General features: G+C 64.9%; 21 protein-coding genes. 1 reads left to right on the forward strand and 20 read right to left on the reverse strand.

Annotated elements, in window-relative coordinates; translation table 11 throughout:
• Nucleotides 1-9: 9 nt before the first annotated feature.
• From trpS to QME84_07680, 12 genes are all read right to left on the reverse strand, one after another.
• Nucleotides 10-990 carry a tryptophan--tRNA ligase gene (trpS, locus tag QME84_07625; GenBank protein ID MDI6874136.1) on the reverse strand — a complete coding sequence of 327 codons (981 nt, stop codon included), beginning with the start codon at nt 988-990 and terminating at the stop codon, nt 10-12.
• A gap of 473 nt (nt 991-1,463) precedes the next feature.
• Nucleotides 1,464-2,006 (reverse strand): hypothetical protein, encoded by a 543-nt coding sequence (locus tag QME84_07630; GenBank protein MDI6874137.1) that lies wholly within the window; start codon nt 2,004-2,006, stop codon nt 1,464-1,466.
• Between the two features lie 29 nt (nt 2,007-2,035).
• On the reverse strand, nt 2,036-2,698 hold the full coding sequence (locus QME84_07635; protein ID MDI6874138.1) for a site-2 protease family protein: 663 nt from the start codon (nt 2,696-2,698) through the stop codon (nt 2,036-2,038).
• A 5-nt stretch (nt 2,699-2,703) separates the two neighbouring features.
• Complete coding sequence (locus QME84_07640; GenBank protein MDI6874139.1) at nt 2,704-5,331, reverse strand: CBS domain-containing protein; 2,628 nt, start codon at nt 5,329-5,331, stop codon at nt 2,704-2,706.
• Between the two features lie 458 nt (nt 5,332-5,789).
• Nucleotides 5,790-6,968: a phosphopentomutase gene (locus QME84_07645; protein MDI6874140.1), complete on the reverse strand. Its 1,179-nt coding sequence runs from the start codon at nt 6,966-6,968 to the stop codon at nt 5,790-5,792.
• Nucleotides 6,969-7,004: 36 nt separating this feature from the next.
• The gene (locus tag QME84_07650; protein ID MDI6874141.1) at nt 7,005-7,949 is read right to left on the reverse strand and encodes a hypothetical protein; all 945 of its coding nucleotides are present in this window, start codon (nt 7,947-7,949) and stop codon (nt 7,005-7,007) included.
• Nucleotides 7,950-9,092: 1,143 nt separating this feature from the next.
• A complete protein-coding gene (locus QME84_07655) occupies nt 9,093-10,445 on the reverse strand; it encodes a radical SAM protein (protein ID MDI6874142.1) in 1,353 nt (450 codons plus the stop codon).
• A gap of 198 nt (nt 10,446-10,643) precedes the next feature.
• Nucleotides 10,644-11,609 carry a site-specific tyrosine recombinase XerD gene (gene xerD / locus QME84_07660; GenBank protein ID MDI6874143.1) on the reverse strand — a complete coding sequence of 322 codons (966 nt, stop codon included), beginning with the start codon at nt 11,607-11,609 and terminating at the stop codon, nt 10,644-10,646.
• A 54-nt stretch (nt 11,610-11,663) separates the two neighbouring features.
• Complete coding sequence (gene ald / locus QME84_07665; protein ID MDI6874144.1) at nt 11,664-12,824, reverse strand: alanine dehydrogenase; 1,161 nt, start codon at nt 12,822-12,824, stop codon at nt 11,664-11,666.
• Nucleotides 12,825-12,975: 151 nt separating this feature from the next.
• The gene (locus tag QME84_07670; GenBank protein ID MDI6874145.1) at nt 12,976-13,524 is read right to left on the reverse strand and encodes an NUDIX hydrolase; all 549 of its coding nucleotides are present in this window, start codon (nt 13,522-13,524) and stop codon (nt 12,976-12,978) included.
• Nucleotides 13,524-14,648: a M20/M25/M40 family metallo-hydrolase gene (locus QME84_07675; GenBank protein ID MDI6874146.1), complete on the reverse strand. Its 1,125-nt coding sequence runs from the start codon at nt 14,646-14,648 to the stop codon at nt 13,524-13,526. Before QME84_07675 ends, QME84_07670 begins: the two co-directional genes overlap by 1 nt.
• Before the next feature lie 185 nt (nt 14,649-14,833).
• Entirely contained in the window at nt 14,834-16,474 is a 1,641-nt protein-coding gene (locus tag QME84_07680) for a CTP synthase (GenBank protein MDI6874147.1), read from the reverse strand.
• Between the two features lie 731 nt (nt 16,475-17,205).
• Between QME84_07680 and QME84_07685 the strand changes: the two genes are divergently transcribed.
• A complete protein-coding gene (locus QME84_07685; protein MDI6874148.1) occupies nt 17,206-17,955 on the forward strand; it encodes a flavodoxin family protein in 750 nt (249 codons plus the stop codon).
• 133 nt (nt 17,956-18,088) lie between these two features.
• On the opposite strand, the gene QME84_07690 is transcribed toward QME84_07685, so the two are convergent.
• The 8 genes from QME84_07690 to QME84_07725 all read right to left on the reverse strand — a co-directional run bounded on the left by QME84_07690 (nt 18,089) and on the right by QME84_07725 (nt 26,668).
• The gene (locus QME84_07690) at nt 18,089-18,904 is read right to left on the reverse strand and encodes a metal ABC transporter permease (protein ID MDI6874149.1); all 816 of its coding nucleotides are present in this window, start codon (nt 18,902-18,904) and stop codon (nt 18,089-18,091) included.
• A gap of 190 nt (nt 18,905-19,094) precedes the next feature.
• The gene (locus tag QME84_07695; protein ID MDI6874150.1) at nt 19,095-19,907 is read right to left on the reverse strand and encodes a metal ABC transporter ATP-binding protein; all 813 of its coding nucleotides are present in this window, start codon (nt 19,905-19,907) and stop codon (nt 19,095-19,097) included.
• A complete protein-coding gene (locus QME84_07700) occupies nt 19,904-20,755 on the reverse strand; it encodes a metal ABC transporter substrate-binding protein (protein MDI6874151.1) in 852 nt (283 codons plus the stop codon). The genes QME84_07695 and QME84_07700 overlap by 4 nt, the downstream gene beginning before the upstream one ends.
• A 324-nt stretch (nt 20,756-21,079) precedes the next feature.
• On the reverse strand, nt 21,080-22,774 hold the full coding sequence (gene recN, locus QME84_07705) for a DNA repair protein RecN (GenBank protein MDI6874152.1): 1,695 nt from the start codon (nt 22,772-22,774) through the stop codon (nt 21,080-21,082).
• A 27-nt stretch (nt 22,775-22,801) separates the two neighbouring features.
• A complete protein-coding gene (locus QME84_07710) occupies nt 22,802-23,659 on the reverse strand; it encodes an NAD(+)/NADH kinase (protein MDI6874153.1) in 858 nt (285 codons plus the stop codon).
• A 25-nt stretch (nt 23,660-23,684) separates the two neighbouring features.
• Complete coding sequence (locus tag QME84_07715) at nt 23,685-24,545, reverse strand: TlyA family RNA methyltransferase (GenBank protein ID MDI6874154.1); 861 nt, start codon at nt 24,543-24,545, stop codon at nt 23,685-23,687.
• A gap of 78 nt (nt 24,546-24,623) precedes the next feature.
• Nucleotides 24,624-26,510, reverse strand: a complete 1,887-nt coding sequence (gene dxs, locus QME84_07720) for a 1-deoxy-D-xylulose-5-phosphate synthase (GenBank protein ID MDI6874155.1) — start codon at nt 26,508-26,510, stop codon at nt 24,624-24,626.
• Nucleotides 26,507-26,668: a hypothetical protein gene (locus QME84_07725; protein MDI6874156.1), complete on the reverse strand. Its 162-nt coding sequence runs from the start codon at nt 26,666-26,668 to the stop codon at nt 26,507-26,509. Before QME84_07725 ends, dxs begins: the two co-directional genes overlap by 4 nt.
• Between the last annotated feature and the right edge of the window lie 258 nt (nt 26,669-26,926).

A 26,926-nucleotide genomic window follows, 5' to 3' on the forward strand; every position in this document is an offset into this window, starting at 1 on the left:
GCACGCACCTCAATCCATGCCCATGCGCCTGCGCACCTCGCCCAGCACTTCCCTGGCGATGGGCCGGGCCTTCCGCAGGCCCGATTCGAGCACCTCCCAGGCGACGCCGGGCTGGTTTTCCAGTTCCTTCCTTTTCTCCCTGAAGGGCCCCAGGAAATCGGCTATCCGCTCCGCGAGGACCTCCTTGCACTCCACACATCCCCATCCCGCGGTGCGGCACTTGCCGGCGATCTCCTCTAGCCTGTCCGCGGTGTACAGCTTGTGCAGCTCGTAGACGCTGCATTTCCCGGGATCACCGGGATCCCGCCGCGTGCGCCGGGCGGGGTCGGTGATCATGGACAGCACCTTGCGGCGGATCTCCTCCGGCGGGTCGGAAAGGGAGATCTGGTTCCCGTAGCTCTTGCTCATCTTGCGCCCGTCGGTCCCCGGGATGCGGGGAGCGGTGGACAGCAGGGACTGGGGCTCCGCGAAGGTCTCGCCATAGAGGTAATTGAACCTCCTGACTATCTCGCGGGTCAGCTCCAGGTGGGGCAGCTGGTCCTCGCCCACGGGAACCCCCTCCGCGCGCACGATGAGGATGTCCGCCGCCTGGAGAACGGGATAACCCAAGAAGCCGTGGGTGGCGATCTCCCGTCCCTTGAGCTGTTCCTGCTGTTCCTTGAAGGAGGGGACCCTCTCCAGCCACCCCAGGGGGGTTATCATGGAGAGATAAAGCTGGAATTCCGCCACCTCGGGAAGGTCGGACTGGCGGTAGATGGCCGCCTTGTCCGGGTCGATCCCCGCCGCCAGCCAGTCCAGGACCATCTCCTCGGTGAAGGTCCTCAATCGCGAGGGGTCCTGGTAATCAGTGGTCAGGGCATGCCAGTCGGCGATGAAAAAGAAGCACTCCGCCTCCTCCTGCAGCTCGATCATGCGCAGGAGGTTGCCGTGCAGGTGCCCCAGGTGCAGCTTGCCGGTGGGGCGGTAACCAGTGAGAATCCTCGTCGCCAAGCCGTCTCCTTCCTCTTCCTCTGCCTTACACGCGGGTGTCGCCGGGATCCCTCCCGCCCGGAAGTCCCGGGGCCAATCTCTCCCGATCCGGATTCAGGCTCAGGTATCCAAGACCGTATCCTCCCATACCTTTGAACAATATTCTATACTCCCTCCCTGCTCCCCTCGACGGAAGGGGCCGCCGCTTGAGAGGCCTTCCCGATGGACATCCCGGTCAGGCATTCCAAGGGATAGCGATGGGGCGCGGGCCTTTGTAACCACGTCATCCGCGTTCCCTTAAAGACGCCGCACGTTCGCTTGTGAAGTTCGTCCCGACCCGTATTCCCGACCCCGCTCCCAAGAGCGGAGATGCTACGCTGGACCTTGCCCCGGAACGCTATCGAGCCTGCCGGGATAACCGGCTTTGACCTAGCGCGAAACGGGGGATGCGATCGGCATCAGGGTCACCATACGACAAGGATGCAAGCGGCGTCTCACAGGGCGTCGTCCAGCCGCCGCAGCCGACGTGACCTCTCGTCGCGCGGCTCCCCCTGGTGCTCGCGGACCAGCTGCACCAGCTCCTCCTCGCTTCCGGCGAGCTCAAGCAGGGCGGCCCCCACCTCGCCGTGATGGACCTGCACGTACAATCCCCTTCGCCAGCCGGGGGGGAGGCTCCGCATCCGCTCCAGGACATCCTTCCCCCGGGCCTCCTTTTCCACCCTCTTCACCAAACGGGCCAGCAGGCGGGGCATAAAAACCTCCAGGAAGGTGTAAGCCCACCGTACCCATAGATGAAGCTCCGCGGTCAGCTTGCCACAATCGTGAAGCAGGGCGGCGCGGAAGAGAAGGGGGTCGTCGCGCAGCCGGGAGGCCACGGCCAGTGAGTGGGCCCGGTCGTAGCGGTCCATGGACGCAAAGAGGCGCCTTTCCTCGGTCGTGAGTTCGGCACTGGCCCGCTCCCCCCTCCCGCGGAGCCGAGGGTCCATGGCCAACAGGCTCACCCATGCCTTCCCGGGCAGGTTGCGCCAGGTGTTCACCGCTCCTCCTTCCGCTTCTCAAGCCGGGTTCAGAAGACCCTCGGAAGCCCGAAGACGCTGAGAATGAGGTTGGCCAGCCCGCCCACGATGTCCGAGAGGACGAAACCGAAGAGCATGACCAGCACCAGGATGAGGAAGAAACCGTAGGGCTCCAGGGACTGGTAGGCGCGCCGGGCCTCTCCCCGGAGGAAGTAACCCACCACCCTCGAGCCGTCCAGGGGAGGTATGGGAACCAGGTTGAAGACGAAAAGGAGGATGTTGATGTAGGCAATGAACAGGCAGGTGTAGGCGGCGCGCTCCAGGAAACCCCCTCCCTCGAAGAGGGTGAGCAGGCGCAAGATCCCGATGAAGATCACCCCCAGGGAGAGGTTGGAGAGGGGTCCCGCCAGGGAAACCCAGATGATGCCCCGCGGCTTGCGGAAGAGGAAGGGGTTGATGGGCACCGGCTTGGCGTAGCCGATGATGAAGGTTCCGTGCCCCAGGAGGCTCAGAAGGAAGAGCATGCCGGGAAGGATGAGGGTCCCGAAGGGGTCCACGTGGGCCATGGGGTCCAGGGTCAGGCGCCCGGCGCGCTTGGCGGTGGGATCCCCCATACGGTAGGCCACGTAGCCGTGCATGTACTCGTGGACGATGACCCCGATGATCAACCCCACCAGCATGTAGAGGGCCATCTCCACCTGGGAGGGACCCAATCCTCTCACCTCCTCGAGGCCGAGTCCACCAGCCTCCGCGCAAGGGCCAGCTCCTCCTCGCGGCTTCTTATCTCCCCATCCAGCAGGGCCCTCCTGATCTCTGCCAGAATCTGGGAATACAGCCTAGAGGGGGGCAGGCCCATCTCCTTGAGCTCACGGCCGCTCACGCTGGGAACCAGTTCCTTCCAGCGGGTCAGGTAGGCGGCTACCCTCTCCCTGGCCGCGGGTCCAGCCAGGGCATAAAGATATGTTATGGCCTCCGGACTCAGCGGGTCAAGCAGGGTCACGGCGCGGCTGGGCACCAGGTCCTTTTTCGAGAGTTCCTCCACCGCTCGAGGTATTTCCTCAAGGCACTGCCGTACCGCTTCCGCGTCCTCCCGGCGCAGGCGCATCTGGTGACACCACTTCAGGCCCTCCCCGGAGGAAAGGTCGGCCAGCATGGCCGCGGCCACCGGTATCCATCGCCTGCCCTCCCTCCCCACCAGGTCCCAGGCCTCCTCCAGGTGACGTTCCAGGAGCTGGAAGCGGTGGCGCATGGCCCGGCTCACGGAAAGATCGGGGTGGAGGGTACGCAGGGCCCCCAGTTCCTCCAGCCTCTCCAGGGCCTTCAGGGGTAAGGGAAGGGGCTCGAGAAAGATGTCCTTGAGCTCGTCCCGAACCCGCGAGTTGGTCAGGCGTCCCACGATCTCCATCTCCACCGCCCGCCGGGCCAGCATCTCCGTCTGCCTTTCCATGCGGAACCCGTAGCGCTGTTCGAAGCGCACGGCCCGGAAGATGCGGGTGGGGTCCTCCACGAAGCTCAGGTTGTGCAGGACACGTATCTGCCTCCTCTGCAGGTCGCGCAGCCCGCCGAAGTAGTCCAACAGTTCGCCGAACCTCTCCCCGCTCACGGCGATGGCCATGGCGTTGATGGTGAAATCTCTGCGGTACAGGTCCTGCCTTATGGAGGAAACCTCCACGGTGGGCAGGGCCGCCGGTTGCTCGTAATACTCGGTGCGGGCGGTGGCCACGTCTATTCTCCTCCCCGTGGGGAGGATGACCACGGCGGTGCCGAACTTGCGGTGGCTGCGTACCCTGGCCCTCAGCTCCCGGGCTAGGCACCGGGCGAACTCGATACCCTCCCCTTCCACCACCAGGTCCAGGTCCAGGTTGGGGTAGCCCAGGAGCAAGTCCCTCACCACCCCGCCCACCAGGTAAACCTGGTATCCCTCCCGCTCCGCCACCCGGGAGATGAGCCGGAGGAGGCTCTGGATCTCTCCCGGCAGCTGCCGCTGCATCATCTCGACTATCTCCGAGCGGGTATAGGCGGGCGTCCCCCCCACCGGGGCGACGCCCCGGAGATATTCTCCCCCGTGCATGGCCCTCAGCAGGTCCTTGCGGGTCACGATGCCTACCAGCTCGTTCCCCCTCACCACCGGGACCCGGCCTATGGCGTTCTCGGTCATCAACCTCTGAACCTCCTGCAGGGAAGCGTCCTCCTCCACGGCGATGAGCGAGCGGGACATGAAACCTTTCACCGGGGCGTGCCCCAGGCCGTGGTGGCCAGCCTTGTCCAGGTCCTTGCGGGAGATCATGCCCACCAGGTTCCCTCGGTCGTCCACCACGGGAAAGGCGGTATGGCCAGTGAGTTCCATGCGCCGCGAGGCCTCGGCTATGGTGGTGTCCTCGTGGATGGTCCTGACCGGGCCGCTCATGATCTCCCCGGCGGTGACGCGGGGCGGCACGTTCTTCTCCAGGAGCTCGAGCAGCTCCCGTTCCACCTTTTCCAGGCTGTAACCCTTGAGCACCGCCGATCCGGCCTTGGCGTGACCTCCCCCGCCCAGGCCGGAAAGGACCCGGTCCACGTCCACCTGGCCCATGCGGGACAAACCCGTCACCACCACCCGCCCCTGCATTTCCACCAAGGTGAAAAGGATCTCCAGGTTCTCCAGGTCGGCCAGGCGGGAGGCCACCGCCGAAGCTCCCTCCACGTAATCCTCCATGCGCGCCCTGGCCACGGCCACCAGCACACCCCGCACGCGGTGAAAGCGCAGCCCGGAAAACAGGCGCCGCATGAGCTCGTGCTGCGGGGGCGAGAGTTGCTTTCCCAGGAAGTGCATGATCACCTCCAGGTTGGCCCCCCGCCGCATGAGATAGGCCAGCGCCTCGGCGTCCTCGGGAGTGGTGCCCGCGTAGGTCAACGAGCCGGTGTCCTCGTGGATTCCCAGGGCGAAGAGGGTGGCCTCGAAGGGGCTGATAGGGATCCTCTGGCGCTGGATGATCCTCACCAGCACGGTGGTGGTGGATCCCAGGCACTCGCTGTAATCGTGGATCCCCTTCATGTCCTGAGGTGAGGGTGGGTGATGGTCGTAGACGAAGACCTCCACCCCTTCCTTTCCCGGAAGGTCGCGGAACTCGCCCAGGCGTTCGGCGATGCGGTTGTCCACCACGATGAGGCGGGTTATGGCCTCGCGGTCCAGAGAGCGGGGATCCATGAACTCCAACACGTCCCCGTGGAGGGCGATGAACTCGCGCACGTTGCGGTTTACCGACCCGGCGAAGACCATCACCGCCTCCGGGTACAGCTTCTTGGCCGCCACCATGGAGGCCAGGGCATCGAAGTCCACGTTCACGTGGCCCAGGATGACGTCCAAGCCTCTTCTCCTCCTCCGGAATTCCCGTCGTTTTATCGAGCCCCGAGCGCTTCCGGTCCCGGGCGGGAAGGACGTTTTCCACCTTCAGGATAAACCTTCCAGCGGGGGAACTGAAGCCAGGTCCATCCCGCGGGGCACCTGCACGAAGTAATCGTGTTTTAACTTGTTTCAAGCCGGGAGCTTTCACTTTCCGTCACTTTCCGTCCACCCTTCACCCCGGGCCCTGGTTCCGGCATCCCCGGGCGTGAACCGCGGACCTCCCGCTCCAACCATCGTTCCGCGTCCGACCAACGGGTCGAGGGAGGAAAGGCGCACGCCCGATTCCCAATGCGAGCCCACCAGCGATAACTGCAAATGGCATTTTCTGGTAATAGCCTTCGGCAGCCCTAGCCGGCGATGGGTTCCTTCCCCCGCGGCCTGGCGTACCAAGGGAGCGACTGCAAGCCGTTCCCCGTGCCTCAAAGCAAGGCGGCGAAGCTATTCCCGTCCAGGGAGGAGCCGTCCACCCCCAGGAGGTCGGCTACGCTCTTCCCCACGTCGGCGAAGGTCTCCCTGGTTCCCAGGTCCACCCCGCGGGACATGGAGGGTCCCCAGAGGAGGAGGATCCCGTATTCCCGGGTGTGGTCCGTGCCCCGGAAAGTGGGGTCGCAACCGTGGTCGGAGACCAGGAGTAGAAGATCGCGGGGATCCATGGCCTCCTTGAGCTGGGGCAGGAAGTCATCCACCTCCCGCAGGGCGGCGGCGAAACCCTCCGGGTCCCGGCGGTGACCGTAGAGCATGTCGAAATCCACAAGGTTGGCCATGAGGATACCACGCCCGCCTGCTTTCACCTCTCCCAACAGCCGCTCCATGGTCTCCTCGTTTCCCGAGGTATGTGGGCTGCACAGGAATCCCCGTCCCGCGAAGAGGTCGCCCACCTTCCCCACCCCGATCACCGACAAACCAGCTTCCCGGCAGAGGTCCAGGACCGTGGGACGGGGAGGGGGGAGGGAGAAGTCCAGGCGCTCCGCCCCGACGCGCCGGAATGACCCCGGCCGGCCCACGAAGGGCCTGGCGATCACCCTGCTCACCGCGTGCTCGCCTTGCAGGAGCTCCCTGGCCACCCGGCACATGCGGTAAAGTTCCTCCAGGGGTATCACCTCCTTGTGGGCGGCCAGCTGGAAGACGCTGTCCGCGGAGGTGTAGAGGATGGGCCTTCCGGTGTTCAGGTGTTCCTCCCCCAGTTCTTCGATGATGCGCGTGCCGGAGGCGGGGCGGTTTCCCAGGACCTTCCTCCCGATGCGCCTCTCGAACTCCTTCACCACCTCCGGGGGGAAGCCGTGCGGGTAGAGGGGGAAGGGACGCTCCAGGATGATACCCGCCAGTTCCCAGTGCCCGGTGGTAGAATCCTTGCCCGGCGAGGCTTCCCTCATTTTCCCGAAGGCCCCCTCCGCGTCCCGGCGGGGCCTCAAGCCCCTCGCCGGGGCCAAGTTTCCCAGGCCGAGGGCCTCCAGGTTGGGTAATCTCAGCCCGCCCACCGCCTTCGCCGTGTGGGCGATGGTGTGGGCTCCCCGGTCCCCGTAATCGCCAGCGTCTTGAAGCTCACCCGCTCCCACCCCGTCCAGGACTATCCAGATGACGCGCCCAACCCTGTCCAACCCTCCGACCTCGCTTTCAGGAGATCCTGGCCGGGCTCAATCCCGAAGCAAGCCCATGTCCGCCAGGGCGTTCCTCACGGTGTCGACCAATTCGCTTTCCCGCCCCTTAAATGGAAAGCCCTCGGCATCGCGTCGCCCGGCGGCCATGGCGTCCACCGCCCGGCGCAGCTTTTCCGGTTCCGAGAAATACGCGTAAAGGATGTCCACCAACTCCAGGAGGTCGCTTCCTCCCAGTCCGGCGGTGACGAAGGCCTCCTCCAGCACGCTGAAGGCCTCCTGGGCGGCGGCCGCATAGCTACGGTCTTCGAGCAGCTGCTCCACCTGTCCCCAAAGGATGCCGAAACGCATCTGCATCTCGGGGTGGCGCGCGTTAAGCATGTGGAGCTCGAAGAGGTCCCGGGCGAACTGGGAGGAAGCCCCGGCATAGTGGTCCGCCAGGTCCGCCTCCGCCTCCACGTCCTCCTCGTCCAGGGACCGGAGTTCCTCCCGCACGCGGTGAAGCTCCTCGAGGTCCTCGTCCAGGCGACGTACCAGGTCCTCCGTCAGCCCTTTCCAGCTCGGGGCACCCCAGGAAGCCAGTAAGCGGCGGACGAGGTTGAGGAACTCCAGGGCCTGCACGGTCTCCAGGTCATCGGCCGGTCGGGCGAGCTCTTCGAATTCCGCTCGGGGATGCAACGCCGCCCTTATTTCCGCCTCACCGACCAGGAAGGGGCTGAGGGGTCTGGCCAGCTCCTCCTCCGCCTCTCCCAGGTCCTTGAGCGCGTCCACGGTCTCTTGAAGGGAACCCTGGGCCTCCTTCAGGGCCCGTCCCACCTCGCCTTCCTTCAGGAGGCGCTCCACCTCCTTCCAGCGGCGGGTGCAGGCTCTCCTGTTCTCCTCCCGCCGCACCGCTTCCCGCACCCGTCCCTTCAGTCGCGGAGAAGCCGGCCGCTCCCCCAATAGTCGGTCCAGCCATCCCTCCCCGAAGAGAAGCTCCTCCATCCCCTCTCCGTCCTCTTGCGCGCTCGAACGACGACAAGGGTATTATATGGCTTTTACTCATGGCTTACCTGGACATTCCGCCGACTACCGGTCGGACCTCTAAGCGCCGCCGCAGGCAATCGTTAACCCGTCCGAGCAATCGATAACTTATCGATTATTTATCCGACACGAATATTTCCTCGACAGGCTGACCGAGAATCGAACTCTTGCAGGATGAAACCAGGTGTTTTTCCAGTTCAATACCGACAAACACACGGTATACCTGCGTCATTCCGTCGTTTTCCGGTCACCCTGCCAAATCCCCGTCCCGATATTACCTTCCCGACTCCGTCCACTCGCACATCCTGTGACCTCCGGAGACGGGAAGGCCGTCCCGCGAGGCCATGAAATGTTAAATCCTTCCATCCGTTCCCAGCCCGGTTTCCTTCGACCGCTCATAAGAGGCGCGCCAGCGAATCGTTTATCCAGGCCCCGTAATCCCGCGAACCCTTATACCTTTTCCCGGTGCCGAGCAGCGCTTCTGTCCCTCCTCCCTCCCTGGGCCGAAACGTCGACTGCCCGGCACGGGCAAAAAAAGCGTCTGTGTGAGGGGAAAAATCCTGATAGCATACCTGGCACATATCGAAGCGAACCGAACCGGCGCTCCCGCAGCGGCTGCAGTCCCCGTACCCCATATACCCTCCTTGCCCTCGAAAACCCTTCCATTCCGAGTGGAATCTTCCGGTGGTGAGTATGTCGAAAGGCGCAATCCGGATCTCTTTAATGGATCAGCTCTTTATGATATTCCTGTTCCCTCTATCCTCCGCCTCCACCATATGGTGGAGGCGGCGGGTGAAAAATGGTTAAAAGCTAACGGCATTTGAAAATCCGCCCGAGGACCGGAGCTTCCGGGAGGCCCGTCAGGGGACAGGGATAACCCCATGGAGAAAGGTCCGGAAGAGGGTAAAAAAGCCGTGCCCTTATCGAAATCGATGGGCCACACGTACGCGGACGGCGTTTGCCGGAAGGAATGAAAAAGGAAGGAGGCGGGTTATGACGTCGATAGCCTAATTCGGGCGGTGGCACGGACGGCGTGTGCCGGAAGGAATGAAAAAGGAAGGGCCGCCCCCTCGGGCGGCCCCCCAATTTCACCGCTTCACCGGTTCAGGCCGTGGCTCCCCCTTCCGCCCGCTGGTGAGGCTGCTGGTAATGCTCCATCCACACCTCGTCCGCGAGACGCCCGTACTCCTCGCTGTAGCGATCGAGGTCGGGGGCCAGCTCGGTGAGGATGCCCTCCGCCTCGGGGTGGGTGGGACGGGCGCCGCTCAGGGCCACGCACTCCCGCAGGACGTAGGGATGGTCGATGATCATGCAGGGGCGCAGCAGGTTGGGATGGTAGGGACGACGGCTGCGGATGGCCCGGAAGAAATCGGAGTTGAGGGCCTCGGCCAGGGGCTTCTCCTTGATGTTGTCCACCGCGAAGTGAGCGAAGACGCAGGGCTCCACGTCCCCGTTCTGGTTGATGTGCAGATAGTTGTGTCCCCCGGCCATGCATCCTCCCACCAGGGGGCCGTCGCACCAGAAGTCGGAGATGAGGGCCCTCCTCTCCCTTCTCATACGGTTGATACGCTCCCAGCGCTGGATACGCTGCTCGGGGGTGGTCATGAGGTCCAGCGAGGGGCGGGTCCCAATGGGCATATACTGGAAGTACCAGCCGAGGAAGCACCCCTTCTCCTCCATGTAGAAATCGACGAATTCCTCGCTGGTGAGGAGGTCGGAGTTGAAGCGGGTGACGGTGGCCGAAAAGCCGTAGAGCGCCCGCGCCTCGCGGAGGTTGTCCATGGCCCGGAGCACCTTGGCGTACACCCCCTCGCCCCGGCGCTGATCCGTCTCCTCCCGGTACCCCTCCACGGAGATGCAGGGGATGACGTTCCCCAGCTCGGCGATCTCCTGGGCCAGGTTCCGGTCGATCAGGGTGCCGTTGGTATACACCTGGAAGGTGACATCGTTGTGCCTACGGAAGATATCCAGGAGCGGTCCGTAGAAGAAGGGCTCCCCCCCGGAGATGACTATAAAGTAGATGCCCATCTCCTTGGCCTCGCGGATCACCCGGTCCAGGACCTCCTCCGGGAGGTCGTCCTTCTTGGAGTACATGCCGGCGTAGCAACCCACGCACCTCAGGTTGCAGCGCATGGTGGGGCTGATGACCAGGAGCAGGGGAGGGCTGAATCCCTCCCGGCGCTCGAACTCCTCCCTCACCCTGGCCTTGTAGAAGAGGGCGTCGGTGAGGAAATTGATGGCTCCCCGGCGCACGTTCCGGTGCAGCTCGGGCAGCCTTCTCTTCACCTGCAGGATGAGGTTCCTGACGAATTCCTGGCCGTCCGGCCACCGGATCTCCCGGACGAACTTCTCGGCGAAGGAGAGCAGCTTGTCGTCCGGCACGTTGGGAAGAACGAAGATTAAGCCGTTGATGGTCTTCTTGATCATGTAGTCCCGGAAGGCGGTAACGTCAGGCATGCTTCACCTCCTTTCCTCTTTCCCGATACTTGTATTTCCTAATTCCCATCACCTCCCCTCGGAATCAGATAAAAAGATTTCCATCCCCTTCCTTCCAGGTAACAACAACACCGGGGAAAAGCGCCCGTTTCACTTGCTCCCTTCACTTTCTCCCTATTATAACCAAAATCACGTGAAGCCAACCCTGCCCCACCGCGATCAGGAACCTTCCGGTCGGCCCGGAAGCCCCCCGGCGTGAGGGTGGGACTTCAGATACACCTCCTTCAACCGCTTCCGGCTCACGTGGGTGTAGATCTGGGTAGTGCTCACGCTGGCATGCCCCAGCAGCTCCTGGATGTAGCGCAGGTCCACCCCGTTCTCCAGCAGGTGGGTGGCGTAGCTGTGGCGCAGGGTATGGGGCGTCATCCTGTCCCCCAGGCCCACCCTGCTTGCGTACTTGCGCACCACTCCCCAGGCCCCCTGGCGGGTGATCCGGCCTCCCCTCGAGTTTAGGAACAGCGCCCTTTGGGAGGGGTTCCGGGACAGCCTGGGCCTGCCGTGCGCCAGGTAGGAGACCAGCGCTTCGGCGGCCCTGCCGCCCACCGGCACCACCCTCTCCCGCGACCCCTTGCCCAGCACCCGCATCTCCCCCTCCTCCAGGTCCAGGTCCTCCAGGTCCAGGGAGACCAGCTCAGAGATGCGTATCCCCGTGCCGTAGAGGGTCTCCATGAGCGCCCGGTCCCTCAGGCCCAGGGCGTCTCCGGGCATGGGCTGCTCGAGGAGGGTTTTCACCTCCTCCTGGCTGAGGACCGCGGGCAACTTCATCGCGTGCCGGGGATAGGGCAGGTCGCCAAGGGGGAGAAGCTCTCCTCCGCCCTCCTCGACCAGGAAGCGCTGAAAGGCGCGCAAAGAGGCCGTAAGGCGGGCCAGCGAGCGCGGGGAAAGTCCGATCTCCTCCATCTCCTCGAGGAAGGCGGTGACCTGTTCCCTCCTCACCTCCCCGGGCGAGGAAACGCCGCGCCGCACGGCGAATTCCACGAAGCGCCCGATGTCCCTTCGGTACGCCTCCACGGTACGCTCCGAGAGCCCCCTCTCCGCCCGCATGTAGACCAGGAACTCCCGCAGCAACGCAGGCCAAGCGGTGCCCCCGCCGCCGGTAACCGCTTCTTCCACGCCGTCTTCCAAGGCAGGCACCTTCACGGCCCTCCTCGGTCCTGAAGCCCCTTCAAGCCTTCCCCTTCAGCCCGTTGAGAGGTAACCCCGGTAGTCGGCCTCGGGGAATTCAAGGGGCAGTATGTACTCCAGGGGTTCGTAATCCAGGCCGTGAGCCTCGGCCACGGGCCGATTGGTTATCCTCCCCTCGATGGTGTTCACGCCCCGGGCCAAGCTTCTGTCCCTCCGCACGGCCTCCGCTAGGCCCAACCCGGCCATCATCTGCACGTAGGGGAGGGTGACGTTGGTGAGGGCGAAGGTGGAGGTGTGGGGCACCGCACCCGGGATATTTCCCACGCAGTAATGGAGCACGCCGTGCGTCTCGTAAACGGGGTCGGAATGGGTGGTGGGGCGGGAGGTCATCACGCAGCCCCCCTGGTCTATGGATACGTCCACCACCACGGAACCAGGGCGCATGTCCCTCACCACCTCCTCCCCCACCAGCACGGGACAGCGGGCGCCCGGTACCAGGACCGCGCCTATCACCAGATCCGCGTCCCTGACCGCCTGGCGGACGTTCATCTTGTTGGAGATGAGGGTGGTTATACGGCCGTGCAGGATGTGCTCCAGGTAACGCAGCTTGGTCACGCTCTTGTCCAGGACGATGACGTGGGCGTCCATGCCGGTGGCCAGTATGGCGGCGTGGGAGCCCACGATGCCTGCCCCCAGGATGACCACGTTGGCCGGTGGAACGCCGGTGGCTCCCCCCAGGAGCAGGCCCCTTCCCCCGTTCATCTTCTCCAGGTAATGCGCCCCCACCTGGGGAGCCATGCGCCCGGCGACCTCGCTCATGGGGGCCAGCAGGGGGAGGGACCCGTCGTCCCTCTGGACCGTCTCGTAGGCCACCCCGACGACCCGCCTCTTCAGGAGTTCCTCGGTCAGCCCGCGGTTGGCCGCCAGGTGCAGAAAGCCGAAGAGCACCTGGTTTTTCCTGAGGAAGGGGTATTCGCTTTCCTGGGGCTCCTTGACCTTGAGAACCAGCTCAGATTCCCCGTATACCTCCTCCGGGCCCGCCACCACCAAGGCGCCCGCCTCACGGTATTCCCGATCGGAGATGCTGGAGCCCTCACCGGCTCCCCTCTCCACCAGTACCTTGTGGCCCTCGTGCACCAGCTCGTGGGCGCCCTGGGGGGTGAGGGCCACCCGGTACTCCTGATCCACGACCTCACGGGGCACACCTATGATCATCGCTCCCCCTCCAACTCCACAGACTCGCGAGAGACCGCCGGGCCGGATACACGAAATCCACCCGGACCCGCCGTCGGGCCTCCTCGAGCTCGACCCGCCCCGGGATACGGACAGGGGCAGTACCTCCATGCGAGACCTGCACGCCCGTCCCTCACGTGTACCTGCCCTCCAGGCGGAGTGCGGCCAGGGCCAGCCCCGCCACCGTCTTGGAATCCTTAACCTCCCCTTTCTCCACCAGTCCCAGGGCCTGGTCCAGGGGCATGCGCACCACCTCGAGGAACTCATCCTCCTCCGGGGACGCCTCCCCTTCCTGGAGATCGAGGGCCATGTAGAGGTGGAGCATCTCGTCGGAAAAACCGGGCGAGGTGTAGAAGGAGGCCAGCTTCACCCACTCGCCGGCCCGGCATCCTACCTCCTCGAGGAGCTCCCGCTCCGCGCAGCGCAGGGGTTCCTCGCCGGGCGACAGTTTTCCCGCCGGTATCTCCAGGAGCATCTCCCCGGGAGCGTGCCGGTACTGGCGGACCAGGATGACCCTGCCCTCCGCGTCCACGGGGACCATGCCCACCGCTCCCCAGTGGAGGACTACCTCCCTCTCCGCCTCCCGGCCGTCGGGCAGGCGTACCCTGTCCACGTAGAGGCGCACCACTTTCCCCTCGAAGACGGTGCGCCTTTCCAGGAGCCTGTGTCCGTGTCCCTCCATCACTTTCCCCTCAGTCTTCCCGCCGCCCCGGCTATCTCCCGGCACAGCCGTTCCAAGCGGTGCAGGTCCTCTATCTCCAGGTACTCGTGGGTGGTGTGGGCCTCACGGGAGCCCATGGTGAGCACCAGGGATTTTATTCCCGCCGCGTTCAGGAAGTTGGCGTCGCTCCCCCCTCCCGAGGAACGAACTTCCATCCTCATGCCCATGGCCTTCCCGGCCTCCTCGGCCAGGAGAACCAAGGGGTCGCGGGGATCAATGCGGAACCCCTCGTAAGCTCGCTCGGTCCTCACCTCCACCCCCACTCCCACTGCCGCTTCCGCCTCCATGGCGGCGCGTATCATGCTTCTCCTCTGTTCCTCCAACTTCTCGTGGTCCAGGGAGCGTACTTCTCCCTCCACCACGGCGCGCTCGGGAACGATGTTCACCGCCCGGCCACCGCGTATTATCCCCACGTTGGCGGTGGTCTCGGAGTCGATGCGCCCCAAGCGCATGAGGCTCACCGCCCAGCAAGCCCCGTAAATGGCGTTGATGCCCTTTTCCGGTTCCACTCCAGCGTGCGCCGCCCGGCCAGTGAAGACAAACTCCAGGTTGTCCTGGGTGGGGGAGGCGTTTATGATCCCCCCCACCCCGCCCGAACCATCCAGGACGAAGGCGTGGCGCGAACGGATGCGGTCCCATTCCAGGTTGCGTACGCCCTGGAGCTGCTTCTCCTCAGCGATGGTGAAGAGGAATTCCAGCGGCCCGTGGGGAAACCCCCCCTCCCCGGCCAGGCGGATAAGCTCCAGCATCACCGCCACACCCGCCTTGCAATCGGCTCCCAGCACGGTCTTCCCGGCGGATATGATCCTTTTCCCCTGCACCATGGGCTCCACGCCCCGGCCCGGGCTCACCGTGTCCAGGTGGGAGCAGAAGAGCAGCGGAGGCGCCACCACGCCGTCGGCGGGGACGTACACGTAAACGTTGCCCGCCTCCCCGCCCACCGCCTTTCCCGCATTGTCCACGTAAGCCTCAAAACCGTAGTCCCGGGACTTCCGTACGACGAAGTCCACCACCCGGCCCTCGTGGAAGGTCTCGCTGTCAATTTTTACCAATTCAAGGAAGGTCTCCAGGAGCCGATCTTCCATCTCCACCGTTCCTCCCGTATTTTGAGCCCCGGGCCTTGCACTCCTCCCCGCCGCTTTCCGGCATCCGGATGGCGCAGCACCCGTCCCCAAGTCTCCATGCGCTTCGATCCCGCAATTTCGGCCTTTGCAACCCCCGCCGCCCGGCTCCGCAGGCTGCGGGTAACGGAATCCCGACTGATCTCGCCTCAGCCCGCTACCCTGAGATCTGGAGCCTCGGCCTGTCCCATGCGCCGGCGCAAGGCGGCGCCCACGAATTCCCTGAAGAGGGGATGGGGCCGGTTGGGACGGGACTTGAACTCCGGGTGAAACTGGCAGGCCAGGAACCATGGATGGTCCCGCCTCTCGATGATCTCCACCAGCCTCCCGTCCGGTGAGACCCCGGAGAACACGATCCCCGCCTCCTGCAGCGCAGTACGGTAGTGATTGTTCACCTCGTAGCGGTGCCGGTGCCGCTCGTAGATGACCTCCTCCCCGTAACAGGAATAGGCCAGGGAGTCCTCCGACAGCTTGCAAGGGTAGAGGCCCAGCCGCATGGTCCCACCCATCTCGTCCACGTCCCTCTGGCTGGGCAGGAGGTCGATTACCGGGTCCGGCGTGGCGGGGTCGAACTCGGAACTGTTGGCCTTCTCCAGTCCGCAGAGGTTGCGTGCCGCCTCGATGACCGCGCACTGCAGGCCCAGGCAGATGCCCAGGAAGGGAACGTTGTTCTCCCGAGCGTAACGGATGGCCTCCACCTTGCCGTCCACGCCCCGCACCCCGAAACCTCCGGGAACCAGGATACCGTCCAGCCCGGAGAGGACGCTCTCCGCGTTCTCCCGGGTGACGTCGTCGGAGGCCACCCACACGATGTTCACCCTGGCGGAATGGGCGAAGCCCCCGTGCTTGAGGCTTTCGATGATGGACAGGTAGGCGTCCGGGAGGTCCACGTACTTGCCCACTATCCCGATGGTCACGTCACGGTCGGCAGCCTTGATGCGGCGTACCATCTCCTCCCATTCCGAGAGATCCTCCTCGTGGCCCTCCAGGCCCAGGTGCCGGGCCACGTAATCACCCAGGCCCTCGGCGTGGAGGATGAGGGGCACCTCGTAGATACAGTCCGCGGTGGGCGCGGATATGACGGCCTCGATGTCGATGTCGCAGAGGAGGGATATCTTGTCCTTGAGGTCCATGCCGATGGGCTCCTTGGAGCGGCAGACGATGACGTCGGGCTGGATACCTATGGAACGCAGCTCCTTTACGCTGTGCTGCGTGGGCTTGGTCTTCATCTCCCGGGTGGTCTCCAGGTAGGGGACCAGGCTGACGTGCACGTACATCACGTTCTCCGGTCCCACGTCCTTCTTGAACTGGCGGATGGCCTCCAGGAAGGGGAGGCTCTCGATGTCGCCCACCGTCCCCCCGATCTCCGTGATGACCACGTCCACCTCCGTGGAGCGGGTGAGGCGCAGGATGCGCTCCTTGATCTCGTTGGTGATGTGGGGGATGACCTGAACCGTGCCCCCCAGGAACTCCCCCTTGCGCTCGCGGGTGATGATGGACCAGTACACGCTGCCGGTGGTGACGTTGTTCTCCCTTCCCAGGTGCTCGTCGACGAAGCGCTCGTAATGGCCCAGGTCCAGGTCGGTCTCCGTGCCGTCGTCGGTCACGAAGACTTCGCCGTGCTGAAAGGGGTTCATGGTCCCGGGGTCCACGTTGATGTAGGGATCCATCTTCTGCATGGTCACCCTGAGGCCGCGCGCCTTGAGCAGGCGGCCCAGGGAGGCCGCGGTTATCCCCTTCCCCAGGGAAGAGGAGACCCCGCCGGTCACGAAGATGTATTTCACCGGCATTCTTCAACCTCCCCCATGAATCGGCTACCGTTCACCCATCATCCACGTCTTCCTCCATGCCGCAATCCGGACCGCGGAGCTCCAGCCGGTTTTCGCCCGGCAGGTTCCGGCCCTGCGGAAATTCCCCTGATTTATCCTTTAAAAGATTCTTTAAAAGGAGACGGAATCCCTACGAACCTCAGGGATTCCGTCCTCCTTCCGTCCTCGGTATACGCGCCTACGGTTATGACCGCTCACCCCGCTTTCCGGTCATCATCCCGCTTTTCCAGTATAGAGCATACCGAACAGCCCTTCAACCGAACGAATTCTGCCGGGATGACAGGGTGCTTCCCAGCTTTTTTCAATCCCGAAAGCGCCTGCTTGAACGATAAAACATCCGAGGCGTGACGGTCCGTGCCGCTATGTCTTTCCCGTAAGATCGATGCCAACGGCATCCGACCGCCGACTCTCCGTACGAATGGCGGCGAAGAACCCTGGCCACTCGCCCGTCCCGGAGTCTCATCAAACCTCAGCGCCAACAGCGAGGTATGGCACGGGCATCCGAGCCCTGCGGCCCGTAGGCTGCGGCGGAATTCAGGTCCCTATCGCGGGGTAGCGCCTCGCGGAACACCATCCGAGGTCTGAAGTCCGAGGGTTGCCGAGGTTTTCTGAGGGCTGCGCGTTCCGCTATCCGGGGCGTAAGGGCGTATAAATCCTTTAGGCAGGAATCCTCATGAGCAGCGGAAACGAAGATGGAGATAGCGAGGGTGAAGAGGGAAAGCAAGTACGTCCTGGCCTTCAACTCCAGCCCCCGCAAGGAGAAGGGGTTGACGGCCCTGGTGCTCGAGCGCTTTATGGCTGGAGCCGCCTCCGCTGGAGCGGAGACGGAGACCGTGTACCTGGCGGAGAAAAAAATCGCCGACTGCCTTGGTTGCCTGCAATGCTGGTTTAAGACCCCGGGTGTGTGCCGTCACAAGGACGACGTTCCGGAGCTGCACGCCAAGATGTTGCGGGCAGACGTCCTGGTTTACGCCACCCCCCTTTACATCTGCACCATGAACGCGATTATGAAACGGTTTTTGGACCGCATCATGCCCCTGGCCGAGCCCTATCAGCATTACGAGGATGGAGTGTGCTCTCACCCCCGCAAAGACCAGCGCGAGAATGAGCAACGCACCGTCCTGGTGTCCACCTGTGGGTTCCCGGGACTCAGGAACTTCGATCCCCTGGTGTTCACCTTCCAGCGCATCGCCGAGGTAGGCGGGGGAAACCTGCACGCCTCCATCCTCTTCCCCTCCTCGCCGCTTCTGGCGCGCGACCCTTGCCCCGCCTCCGAACAGCTGGAGCACGTGTTCCGCGCCGGACGGGAAGTGGTGGGAGACGGTATCAGCGAGGAGACCCGGGCCGGCTACAGCCGTCCCTATGTGGACCCCCGGGAATACGTGGAGGAGATGAACGCCTTTTTCCGCGCCCTGCGCGAGAACGCGGCGCGACCTGCGTAAGGGGATTACCTATCATGTTGGTAAAACTCGCCCATTTATTTATCCGGCTTGGATCTTGATGATCTACATCCCTTGCGCCGCACGGGCCGAACGTAAAATCCCCAAGTGTTAGAGGTACCGCCCTAAGCGACGATCATCTTCCCCGGCGGCGCAGGTACTTTCTACGCGGCGATAGGGCGTAGGCGAGGAGAAAGAGGAAGAAGAGGACCAGGACGATGGACGCGCCGGAGGCCACGTCGAAGAGGTAGGAAAGGTAAAGCCCGGCGACCACCGAGGCTGTCCCCACGACCTCCGCGGCGACCAGGACCCCACGGTAATTGCGGAAGAGTTGCATTCCCGCCGCGGCGGGGATGACCAGCAGCGCGGACACCAGGATTATCCCCACCAGCTTGATGGAGACCACCACCACCAGGGCCAGAAAGACCAGGAAGGCGTAATCCACGCTTCTCACTGGAAGCCCGCTCGCCATGGCCGTCTCCCGGTCGAAGGCTATGAACAACAACTCCTTGAAGAAGAGGGACAGAAAGGCCAGGGAAAGGAGGGCTACCAACCCCATGATCAGCACGTCCATCCAGCGCAGGGCCAGTATGCTTCCGAAGAGATAACTCATCAGGTCCAGGTTGTAGGCGCGGGCCGCCCGGACCAGGACCACGCCCAGGGCCATGGCCGCGGCGAAAAGGATGCCGATCACGGTGTCCTCGTGCACCTTCCCCCTTTCGCCCAGCCACCCTATGCCCAGGGCCACCAGGACGCAGAACCCTCCCGCGGTGAGCAGGGGGTTCAGGCCTGAGGCCAGCCCCAGGGCCACGCCCCCGAAGGCGGCGTGGGAGATGCCCATACCCACGAAAGCCATCCTCCTGACTACCACCAGGAAGGAGAGCAGGGAACACACTGCAGCGATGATCACGCCCCCCACAAGGGCTCGCTGGGCGAACCCATAGGCCAGCAATACGTCCTCCTTTCCCGCTACCTATAGCCTTCTCGCGGCTGCTTCCTCGCTCCGCGCCGCGGGTGGCGCGTGCCACATCCGGCTCCACCTTAACGCCTCATCCTCCGGATTGGAGCAGTCCATGGGCCCAAGGGTCGGGGTAACTGACGCTCCATGGTCCTGACGCCGCCGGTTTTCCGCACCCGCCCACCTATTCCGGCGGGCTTCCGCATCCCGCCCCGGCCAGAAAATCGAACTCGCAGCGGTAGGCTTCCCTCAGCCTCTCGCTCCCCAGGACCTCTCGAGGTGGTCCGTGCAGGTGCATGCTGCGGTTGATGCAGACGATCTCGTCCGCGAAGCGGGCCAGGACGTTGACGTCATGGGACACGAAGACCACCGTCAGCTTCTTCTCCTCCTTCAGCCTCACCAGAAGGTCCATGAACCTGGCCTGTGACTCCAGGTCCAGTCCCGCGGTGGGCTCGTCGAGGAGCAGGATACTGGTTTCCAGGCACAGGGCCCGCGCCAGGAAGGCCCTCTTCTGCTGCCCACCGGAGAGTTCCCCGATGGGTTTTCTTTCCAGTCCCTGCAGGCCCACGTCGGCGATGCTGCGGAGTACCGCCTCCCGGTCCGCCCGGGTGGGGAAGCGCAAGGGCCCGATGCAGCAGGCCCGCCCCATCATCACCACGTCGTAGACGGATACCGGGAAACGGGGATCGAAGAGCACCTGCTGGGGCATGTACCCGATGTGGTGCAGTTCGTGTCTCAACTCCCGGGGGCTGAGGCCCAGCACCCGGATGCTGCCCCTCTCCGGGGTAACCAGGCCCAGGACGGCCCGGAGGAGGGTGGTCTTCCCGGCTCCGTTGGGGCCGATTATCCCCAGGAAACTCCCCTCCCGGACCTGAAAGGTTATGTCCTCCAGGATGGTGTGGCCGTCCCTGCGCACCCATAGGTCCCGGACCTGGATGACCTGGCGAGCCTCCTTGTCCTCCGCGGTCAGGAACTCGCGCACCCGACACCTCTTCACCGCAATGCCTCCTCCATGATGTCCAGGTTATAGCGGATGAGCGCGCAGTAATCCCCTCTCTCCAGGTCCCCCAGGTCCCCCAGGGGATCCAGCATCCACACCCTTACCTCCCCCTCCGATTCCTCGGCCACGGCCTCCGCTACCCGGGGGTTGAACTGCTCCTCGGCGAAGACGGCCTTGATCCCCCGACCCCTGGCCAGCTCCACCAGGGCGGCGATCTCTCCCGCCGATGGCTCCTTGCCGGGCAGCTCCTCGATGACCCCCGCCTGCCGCAACCCGTAACGGCGGGCGAAGTAAGTCCAGCTGGAATGGAAGGAGATGAATTCCCGGTGGGTAAAGGCCGCGGTACGCCGGAGAACCTCCTCGTGGAGGGAGGTCATCCTGGCGCGCAATTCCGACGCCCTTTCCCGGAAGTATTCCGCGTACTCCGGACCCGTTCTCACCAGGCCCTCCTCCACGGCATCCACGATGTGCAAGGCCAGGACGGGGTCCAGCCACAGGTGCGGGTCGTAGATGCCGTGCCCGTGGCCACCCGCTTCCTCCTCCTCTCCGTGGCTGTCCGACCCTTCCGCCCGGGCGGGAAGCAACTCCTCGGGAGGCACGGCCTCCGCCGCCTCCACCACCACGAGGTCCGGGTTTCCCACCCGGGAATGTATATCCTCCGCCCAGGGGATGAGACCTAGGCCGTTTATCACCAGCAGGTCGGCCCCGGCTAAAAAACTCACCTGCCCCGCCGAGAGCTCGTAGGTATGGGGGCTGGAACCGGGAGGCACCAGCACCTCCACCTCCACGTGATCGCCTCCCACCTCCCGGCAGATCATGGCCAGGGGCACGATGTCCGCAGCCACACGGAGCTTTCCCTCCCGCGCCGCATCCCGCCCACAGCCGGGCGAAAGGACCGACGCCAGTACGGCCAAGAGCGCCGTCAGGATCGTGAATACTCGTTTACCCGGCAAAACTTACCTCCCGGACGATCCCGGCATGGCTCACTCCCCTAAATCAATTCCCGGTAAGCCGAACCTCCCTGCCCTCGTTCCGCCCACTCCAGGCCTACGAAGGAAGCGCTACGTTGAGAGCCCCTCCGCCCGGAACGCCCGTCTCATAGCCATTACCATGTTTTACCAATAAACATCGGGCTACCCATCTCCCGGCCGGCGCCCCGCAACCTCCACTCAACCCTCCTTTCCACCCTCCACCGACGAGGCCCTTCCACCCAGCATGGCCAGGGCATGTTCGCGGGCCGTCCTTTCCTCCCCACCCAGCATGCGCACCAGCTCCCCCACCCTCCCCGACCCGTCCAGCCTACGGATCTCGGTTATTATTCCCTTTCCGGTCTGCCTCTTTTCCACCGCCAGGTGGACGTCGGAAGCCGCGGCTACCTGAGGGAGGTGGGTGATGGAGAAGACCTGGTGAAAACGGGAGATGCCGGAGAGCTTGCGGGCCAGGACATCGGCCGTGGCGCCCCCTATGCCGGCGTCCACCTCGTCGAAGACCAGGGTGGGAACGGCGTCCGCTCGGGCCAGGGCCAGCTTCAGGGCCAGGGCGATGCGCGAGAGCTCCCCGCCGGAAGCGATGCGGGCCAGCGGACGGTAGGGCAGGTCCTTGCCCGGGGAAACCTCGAACTCCACGCGGTCGCCCCCACTTTCCCCGTATTCTTCCAGGACCTCCATCCGCACGCGGAAGCGCATGCCTCCCATGTTCAGCTCCTTGAGCTCCCGGTTGACCTCCCGGGTCAGCCGTTCCGCCAGCCGCGCTCGGGAACCCCTGAGGGCTTCCGCCGCCCTCTCCACCTCACCGCGGAGCGATTCCGCCTCCGCCCGGAACTCCTCCCTCCTCTCGTCCAGGGCCTCCAGGTCCTCCAGCCTCCGCCTGGCCCTTTCCAGGTAGGAAAGAATGTCCCCGGTGTCGCTCCCGTACTTCCTGGCCAGGCCGGCCAGATCCCGGAGGCGCGCTTCCACCTCCTCCAAGCGCCCGGGCTGGAAATCCAGCGCCTCCAGGTAGGCGTGCATCTCCCTGGCCAGCTCGGAGAGGATTCCCTCCACCTCCTCCAGGCGAGCGGCCCACCCGGAGAGGTCATCGTCCAGGGACGCGGCCCTCTCCAGCAAGCGGCGGGCTTCCCCCAGGCGATCCAGGGCTCCTTCCCCCTCCTCTCCTCCGGAGACCGCGCCGTAGGCCTCACGGGCCGCGATGAAGAGCTCCTCCCGGTTTTGCATCCTCCTCCGTTCCCTGAGAAGTTCTTCCATCTCCCCCTCCTCGGGGTTCACGGCCTCTATCTCTCGCACCTGGTAGCGCAGGAGGTCCATCTCCCGCAGCCTTTCCGCCTCCTCCAGGCAGGCCGCTTCGTAGCGCTCCTGCGCTTCCTTCCACCGCCGGTAGAGGCCGTGGTATTCCTTCAGAAGGGCGTCGTGTTCGGAGGGCCCGTATCCGTCGAGGTACTCAAGGTGGGTGGAGGGCCTCAGCAGGCGCTGGTGCTCGTGCTGCCCGTGGATGTCCACCAGGTATTCCCCCAGCCGGGCCAGGGTTCCCACGGGACACATCCGTCCGTTGACGTAGCAGCGACTCCTCCCGTCCGAGGATATCACTCGGCGTAGAATGATTTCTTCCTCCGGCTCCATGCCTTCGGCCTCCAGGAGCTCCCGCCACCCCTCTCCCGCCGGAGGGTCGAAGGCCGCCTCCAGCTCCATCCTCTCCGACCCGGGACTCACGAAACCGGCGTCCCCGCGTCCCCCCAGGAGCAGCCCCAAGGCCTCCACCAGTACCGTCTTTCCCGCCCCCGTCTCGCCGGTGAGCACGTTGAGTCCGGGCCCGAACTCGAGGCGCGCTTCCCTGATCAGGGCCAGGTTACGTACCTGCAGCTCCCTCAACATCTCGCACCTCCGGACGGGCTTCTCACATCACTTCCCCTCGGGGAACTCGAACTTCTCGAGCAGCAAGGAGTAGAAGGAGTATCCTGCCTTCTTGATCATCTTCAGGCGGCGGGGGGCCTTGCGGATGAGCACCTTTCCCCCGTGAGGGAGTTCCACCTCCTCCCTGCCGTCCACGGATATGGAGGGCATCACCTTCTCCCGCCGCGCCAGGACCTCTATCTCGCTCTGGGGGGAGATTATCACCGAGCGGTCCACCAGCGAATGGCTGCAGATGGGGGTGAGGATGATGCATTCCAGGGTGGGCTCCACTATCGGCCCGCCGGCGGACAGGGAGTAGGCGGTGGAACCGGTGGGGGTGGAGAAGATGACCCCGTCGCCGGAGTAGTAATGGAAGTAATTGCCATTTATCTCCACCTCCAGGCGTATCATCCTCTGCAGCTCCCGCTTCCCCACCACCACCTCGTTGAGGGCGTACAGCGGCCGGCCCCCACAACCCTCCCTTATCCAGCACTCCAACAGCATCCGCTCCTGCAGCAGGTAGCGCCCCCGGAGGACCTCCTCCAGCCCGGGATACATGCCCTCCATCTCCAGGGCGGTGAGGAACCCCTTCTTGCCCAGGTTGACCCCCACCACGGGGGCGTCCGCCCGGTAGGCGAAGGAGGAGGCGCGAAGCATGGCCCCGTCCCCACCCAAGGATATCACCAGGTCCAGGTCGCGCAGGAAATCCCCCTCTTCCAACCCGCAGTCCGGACACCCCGAGGCCTCGGCGTCCTCCCGGAGCATCCTCACCTCCAGTCCCATCTTCTCCAGCCAGCGCCGCAGTTCTCCCGCGGCCCGCAGGGTCTCCTCCTTGTAAATATGGGGCATGATGCCCACGTTTCTCACCGACCGTCCTCCTTTCCTTCTGAGGCTAACTCGAGGGCTCTGCTCCTTCCCGTTCCCGCGGCCGACCGGGGTCACCGCCCGCTCTCTCCTCCTGCAGGGAGTCCTCCACCGCTTCCCGTATCAGCTCCTCCCACTCGCCGTCGGGAATCCCTCCCTTCCCTCCCGAGGACCACCAGGCGAAGTACTCCCGGTTCCCGTCCGCCCCCGGCGGACGGGAGGGCGCCAGCCCACGCAGGACCAGGCCCAGCTTCCGTCCTTCCCGCAATACTTCCCGCAGCACCTCCCGATGAACTGCGGGGTCGCGGACCACGCCACCCTTGCCCACCTTCGCCCGCCCCGCTTCGAACTGGGGCTTGACCAGGGCCACCAGGTCGCCCCCGGGACGTAGTATATCCCGCAGGACCGACAGCACCTTGCGCAGGGATATGAAGGAGAGATCCGCCACCACCAGGTCGGGGGCGAAGGGTAGGTCCTCCGGGCGCAGGTGGCGGACGTTCCGCCCTTCCATGACCGTCACCCGGGGATCCCGCCTGAGATCCCAGTGCAGGAGGCCCTTCCCCACGTCCAGGGCCACCACCTCCGAGGCTCCGCTCCGGAGGAGGCAGTGGGTGAAGCCGCCGGTGGAGGAACCCACGTCGAGGGCCCGCTTCCCCTCCACGCGGAGGCCGAACCTCTCGAGGGCCCCTTCCAGTTTCTCCCCTCCCCTGGAGACGTAACGGGGACGGGAGCGCACCAGAACCCGGTCTCCGGGGCGCACCCTGGTGCCCGCCTTGAGGACTTCACCCCTCCCCTCTATCTCCACCTCTCCGGCCATGATGGCCAGCCGGGCCTTCTCCCGGGAGGGGAAGTAGCCCTTGTCCACCAGCCAGCGGTCTAGTCTTTCCATTAGCTCCTGCCGCGTCCCGCGCCGTCCCCGGCGGGCCGCTGTGGGAGAACGGCACGGTGCCGTCAGCTCCCGCCTGTCTCAATCCTCGCTCCCCAGGCCCCGTAGCACCGCGCCGGCCACGGAGGGTGCGTCCAGGCCCAGCGAAGCGAGGAGCTCCTCCACCTTTCCATGTTCCACGAAACGGTCCGGCAAGCCCAGGCGCACCAGCCGGCAGCCGGCCTCCTCCTCCTTGAGCAGGGTGGCCACCGCCTCCCCGAATCCCCCGTGGAGCACGTTCTCCTCCAGGGTGACCAGGAGGCGGCGCTTTTCCGCCCGTTCCCTGACCATATCCTCGTCCAGGGGCTTGACGAAGCGGGCGTTCACCACTTCCGCCTCCACGCCGCGGCGAGCCAGCATCTCCGCCGCTTCCAGGGCGATTCCCACCATCCGTCCCACGGCGATGATGGTCACCTCGCCCTCCCCCTCCCGGACCACCCGGCTGCGCCCTATCTCCAGAGGCCTCGGCCGGGAATCCACCCGCTGCGAGCTCCCGCTTCCCCGGGGATAGCGGATGGCCACCGGGCCCTTCAACTTGAGGGCCGCCCACATCATGTCCCGCAGCTCCTCCTGGTCGGCGGGGGCCATGACCGTCATGTTGGGGAGAAGGCGCAGGTAGGAGAGGTCGAAGGCCCCGTGATGGGTGGGCCCGTCCTCGCCCACCAGGCCGGAGCGGTCCAGGGTGAAGATCACTGGGAGGTTCTGCAGGCACACCTCCTGCACCAGCTGGTCGAAGGCCCTCTGCAGGAAGGTCGAATAAATGGACACTACCGGCCGGTACCCCCCCAGGGCCAGCCCGGCTGCTAGGGTCACCGCGTGCTGTTCGGCTATGCCCACATCGAAAAAGCGGCTGGGATACAGGGCAGCGAAGTCGTCCAGGCCGGTGCCCAGCTTCATGGCCGCGGTGATGGCCACCAGTCGGGGCTCCTCCCGCGCCATCTCGCACATCACCCTGCCGAAGGTCTCCGTGAAGGTGGGATTGCCTCCGCCCCCCTTGAGCTCCCCCGTTTCCACCTCGAAGGGTCCCACGCCATGATAAAGGTCCGGTTCCCTCTCCGCAGGAGGGTATCCCTTTCCTTTGCGGGTGACGACGTGAATGAGCACCGGGCCCTCCACCCCCCGGGCCAGGCTGAGGTCCTTTTCCATGGCCCGGATGTCGTGGCCGTCCACCACCCCCACATACTTGATTCCCAGTTCCTCGAAGATGAACTCGGGGATGAGAAAGTTCTTGACCCTCTCCTTGAGGGAATGGATGAAGCGATCGGTAGGCGCACCGACCAAGGGCACGCTCTCGATGAGTTCCTTGATCCCTCCCTTGACGCGCACGTAGCGGGGATTCAGCCGCAGCTGGGTGAGGTAGGTGGACATGGCGCCCACGTTGCGGGAGATGGACATCCCATTGTCGTTGAGCACGATGATTAGGTGCTTTTTCAGGGCCCCGGCCTGGTTCAGGGCCTCGTAGGCCAACCCCCCGGTGAGGGCTCCGTCGCCGATGACCGCCACCACCTCGTAGTCCTCCCCGCTGAGGTCCCGGGCCAAGGCCAGACCCAGGGCATAGCTGATGGCCGTGCTGGCGTGCCCGGCGTCCACCACGTCGTGGGGGCTTTCGTCCCTGCGGGTGAATCCGCTGCAGCCACCCCGGCTCCTGAGGTTTCGGAAGGCCTCCCGGCGCCCGGTGACCAGCTTGTGGGCATAGCTCTGGTGTCCCACGTCCCAGACTATGCGGTCCCGGGGGCTTTCGAACACCCGGTGCAGGGCCAGGGTCAGCTCCACCACCCCCAGGCTGGGAGCCAGGTGACCCCCGCAACGGGCGGCGGTCTCCACGATGACCGACCTTATCTCCTCGGCCAGGATCTCCAGTTCCCGGTAATCGAGGCCCTTGAGGTCCGAGGGCCCGGAAAGCGAATCCAGCAGCGGGGTGGACCTCACTTCTCCCCCTCCAGTTCCGCCCCCAGGCCTTCCGCTTCCTCCACGGCTTCCTCCATCAGGTCCACGGCCGCGTCAGCGTCCTCCTCGCGGTCCAGCGCTTCCATTTTTTCCCTTATGGCCCTCAAGCGGCTCGAAAAATCGGCATTCTCCGTCAACACCTCAGCACCTCCCGTTCCATGACCGCCGGCAACCTTACGACTCTCGGCGCCCCCTTCGAGGGGACCGCTCGCCCTTCACTATTCTATTCCCTTGCCCGGGCCTTATCACCTGCAGCGACTCCAGGCACCGCATCACCGGAGGGTCGGCCTCTCGGGTCCACACGCGCAGGTCACGCGCTGTATGACGTTGAAATATTGTATGATGTTCACGGTCCGGCCGCGGGCCTAGGCGATTCCCGGCCCTCCAGCCGGGAACGC

Source organism: Actinomycetota bacterium, from assembly GCA_030019255.1.
Taxonomy (GTDB): Bacteria; Actinomycetota; Geothermincolia; order Geothermincolales; family RBG-13-55-18; genus Solincola_A.